Consider the following 3,780-nt stretch of genomic DNA (forward strand, 5'->3'; position numbering starts at 1 on the left):
GGGGGGGGGGGGGGGGGGGGGGGGGGAATGCCAGCCCGCTGAGCATTCCGAGTGTATTGACGAAGCTTTTAATCATCCGCGCAAACATTGACTGGGCTCATATATCCCGCGATAACCCCTTTGTTAATCTCAGGGTGTCGATTAGGACTTCTCCAGGAAAATAACGTTGGAAATCTTTTTTTAACCCACTGAAAAATAGCGATTAACTATTTTTCATACGCCAAAAATCATGGTCCGTTAATCACGGACTCGGTTTCGTATGGGTTAAAAAAGGTACGTTATGACAGTTACATGGACGGTCACGCCCGTGGGGTATCAGCACATTGCCAAACGCTGCCCCGCCTGCAATGTAAAACGCGACTTTGCGCCTTCCGGCGCCATCCGGGTGAATTCGCAAAAGAAGCTGCTGGATATCTGGAGCATCTATAAATGCACGCGCTGCGATTACACCTGGAATATCGCCCTGTTTTCCAGGCTGCACGTCAGCAAGATAAACCGTGAACTGCTTCAGCGCCTGCTGCAGAACGATGCAGCCATGGTTCACTATTATGCCGCTGACCTCGCGACGCTGAAGCGCAACCGCGCCGAGCCGTCGGGGCAACCTGATTTTCGTATTCACGAGCAATGGTCGGTTACGTTGATGGCATGTCAGCGGATAACGGTGCGCGTCAGAGTCAGTCAGCCATTTCGCATCAGCCTGCTATCAATACTGAAAAAACAGCTCAAGCTGAGTACGGCTGAAATCCGGTGGTTGGTCGCGACAGGGCATATCGAGGGTATTCCACTAAAACAGCTCAAGACGAAAAAGCTGAAGGCGATGGAATATGATTTTCAGCTGGCGGCGGAAACGCTGTATGCGCGACGCCGGATTACGTTATCACTTTGCGGTAGATAACTTGCCGGGAAGATAAGCCGCAGCGCTTGAGCTGCTGGCTTTTTTATTCCTCGGTGAATAAGGACGGCGAAGTTGGCCGTCCTGACTCCCTTATCTCCGTCTGCATAAGCCACCTCCGCTGCAGCCATTCAATCTGCAGACGCATAGTAAACAAACGCCAGCTTATTGCCGTCGGGATCGCGGACGTAGGCGCTGTAAAAACCGTCGCCATACTGCGGCCGGTGACCGGGACCGCCTTCGTCACGTCCGCCGAGTTGCAGGGCGAGGGCATGCAGTTCCGCAATATGTGCGACGGAGCGGGCGTTAAGCGCCACCATCGTTCCATTACCCACCCCGGCAGGCTGCTGGTCAAAAGGAACGCCCACGCACAGCCCGCAGGTGTGATTGCCGTTGAAGGTGCCCCAGGACGCCCCCTGTTCGTTACGGCCGGCTTTGACGTGCCCCAGCAGCGCCATTAACGGGTCATAGAACTTGATGGCGCGTGGCAGATCGTTCGTTCCCAGCATAATGTATGAAAACATAGTGTTCTCCTGTTGCGGGCAAAAAGGCCTAAACCTTCAGGCTGGCTGAAGAAGATGTTGCTGACGGAGTTTTAACAAGCGCGAGACCAGCATGATGACGACGATTCCTGCTATCAGCGCCAGGCAGTGAAAAGCAATTCTGCCGCCAGCCTGGAAGTAAACCCAGCGCGCTACTTCCACCGAGGCCGCCATAAAACTGAGCGCCACAATGTTGATGGTGGCTGAAACCGTCCCTTTCGGCAGGGAGTGGGAAAAAAGCGCAAAACGGAATAATACGGGGAACAACAGGCCTGTTCCGAGGGCATAGAGACTTGTTCCTGAAACGGACCACCACCAGGTATGGGGCCATGCAATATTTCCCGCCAGTAATACCAACAACCCGGTCAGCTGTATCGGGATAGTGCGCCAGATAAAGCGGGGAGAGGTCGGATCCTTGATAAAACGGGCCACGATGATGCTGGCAATAATAACGCCGCCAAAGACAGGCACCTGGGTCCAGGCATAGGCGCCGCGCGACATCCCGCCGTCATCGATCAGGATCACCGGAGAGAGTGCTACCCAGGTGATTATCGGCAGGTTACTGAATGACAACGCCAGCGCGCCCGTGAGCACCACCGGCTGTTTAAAGGCGCGGACAAACTCGGAAAATACCTCTCCCGGACGAAACCCCCGGCCCTGAGAGGTGACCGTTTCTGGCATGTTAAAAATCAGTAACGCCCAGGCCAGCAAGCTCATGGCGCCGATGATCGCAAACAATAACTTCCAGTGCAGGAAATTCATCAGGCCAGCGCCCGCCAGGGGCCCGATTACCGGCGCCAGCAAAACGATGGATGTCAGCGCCGCCATAATGCGGATAGACTCTTTTTCATCAAAAGCCTCCTGGATGGAGACATAACCGACTGTCGAAATGAAGCAGATACTGGTTCCCTGGATAAAACGGGCGATAAGATATTGATCAATCGACGTGACAAAGATCATGCTGAAGCAGGCCAAAGCAAAGATGATGGCTCCGGTCAGTAGTACGGGGCGGCGACCAATGCGGTCGGAGAGCGGCCCCAGCAGCCACTGTAATGCCAGCCCCCCGGCTAAATAGAGGCTGACAGAGGCCGGGGCTAACGCAACATCAGCCTCAAATTCCCGGATGATGTGGATAATACCCGGCTGAATGAGATCGGTAGTCAGATAAGCAGAAAAATCATAGATAACCATCGCCAGCGGAAATAACAAGATTCTGCTAAAACGGATGTACGGTCCCAACGCTAATTTCATACGCGAAGACTCCCTGGTCGGTGACGGTTTCCCTGGTATCGGGGCCTGGTTGATGTGGATCCCTTGCGGCTGTCGTCACAGGCTGGCCGCGGAATGACAAATCGAAAGATAAAATTCGCCTGACGACGGTCATTGGGTAAGGCAACGCAACGGCATGCAGAGGGAGTGATCGAGCATGGCAGAGGGATAACGCACCGGGTTAACTGGCTGGGGGTGACGTTTCTTATGCGAGGGAGGGGTCTCGCTGCCATCGCGTGGATGTGGAGCGTTTGTCCGCAGGGGACGAGAATGAATAAAGTCGCTTGCTCCTGAGGGGAAACATTCATACCGGGAAACCTTTGTCATCATCATGGGCAAAATAGGCGAACACTCGCCAGTGTCCGCATTCGATTTCAGCGCAGTGATAATCAGTCCGGCCAGTGATGGTCGGAAGTCTGATTATCAGATGATTAGGTTTTCCAGCATCGACGCCTCAGCTATGGGTATGAATTATTCATTAAGGAAATGATAACACCCACATTTATTATGGGAATTGCGCAGGTAAGGAAATGTGACTTTCGCCCGCTTACTGCGTGAAGCTGATCGCAACAGACCCGGCGCTGCGCTCAACCTTGCCATGGTACACCGCCTCAATATTATTCCCCTGCGGATCCAGCACAAAAGCGGCATAGTAACCAGGATGATAGTGTCGTTCGCCAGGCGCGCCGTTATCACGTCCGCCATGGGTCAGCGCCGCATGGTAAAAAGCGTCCACCATGTCACGATCTCTGGCCTGGAATGCCAGGTGGTGGCGCCCAGTCAGTTTCCCGGCAGCCTCCGGGCTGCGGCGTGAGGCCACCACCAGTTCGTCGGCCAGCAAGTATTCATTGGCGGTGGTGATAACCGGGATCTCCAGCGCCGACAGTACGGCGGTATAGAAGTTTTTGCTTGCCTCAAAGTCTTCGACAACCAGCAGAATATGATCGATCAATCTGCCACGATGTAAGGTATTACTTTCCATGGGATTTCCTTTCGGCTGGGGGGCCGGCAATGGTTAACAGCAGTGAGCCAGCAAGAACAGGATACCCTCCGGTGAGGGCCATAAAAAAAAGGGGG

Annotated in this window: 4 protein-coding genes; 1 reads left to right on the forward strand and 3 read right to left on the reverse strand. The window is 54.1% G+C overall.

Annotation, left to right across the window (positions count from 1 at the left end; genetic code table 11):
* Positions 1-307 precede the first annotated feature (307 nt).
* Positions 308-895 (forward strand): DUF1062 domain-containing protein, encoded by a 588-nt coding sequence (locus HMPREF9538_RS04305; RefSeq protein WP_004151162.1) that lies wholly within the window; start codon positions 308-310, stop codon positions 893-895.
* A 128-nt stretch (positions 896-1,023) separates the two neighbouring features.
* Here the strand turns inward: HMPREF9538_RS04305 and HMPREF9538_RS04300 are convergent, their stop codons facing one another.
* The 3 genes from HMPREF9538_RS04300 to HMPREF9538_RS04290 all read right to left on the reverse strand — a co-directional run bounded on the left by HMPREF9538_RS04300 (position 1,024) and on the right by HMPREF9538_RS04290 (position 3,685).
* Positions 1,024-1,416: a VOC family protein gene (locus tag HMPREF9538_RS04300; RefSeq protein ID WP_009486105.1), complete on the reverse strand. Its 393-nt coding sequence runs from the start codon at positions 1,414-1,416 to the stop codon at positions 1,024-1,026.
* 36 nt (positions 1,417-1,452) lie between these two features.
* Positions 1,453-2,685 carry a multidrug efflux MFS transporter MdtM gene (locus HMPREF9538_RS04295; protein WP_002908368.1) on the reverse strand — a complete coding sequence of 411 codons (1,233 nt, stop codon included), beginning with the start codon at positions 2,683-2,685 and terminating at the stop codon, positions 1,453-1,455.
* A gap of 565 nt (positions 2,686-3,250) precedes the next feature.
* Positions 3,251-3,685, reverse strand: a complete 435-nt coding sequence (locus HMPREF9538_RS04290) for a VOC family protein (protein ID WP_009486106.1) — start codon at positions 3,683-3,685, stop codon at positions 3,251-3,253.
* Between the last annotated feature and the right edge of the window lie 95 nt (positions 3,686-3,780).

Source organism: Klebsiella sp. MS 92-3 (genome assembly GCF_000195655.1).
Taxonomy (GTDB): Bacteria; Pseudomonadota; Gammaproteobacteria; order Enterobacterales; family Enterobacteriaceae; genus Klebsiella; species Klebsiella pneumoniae.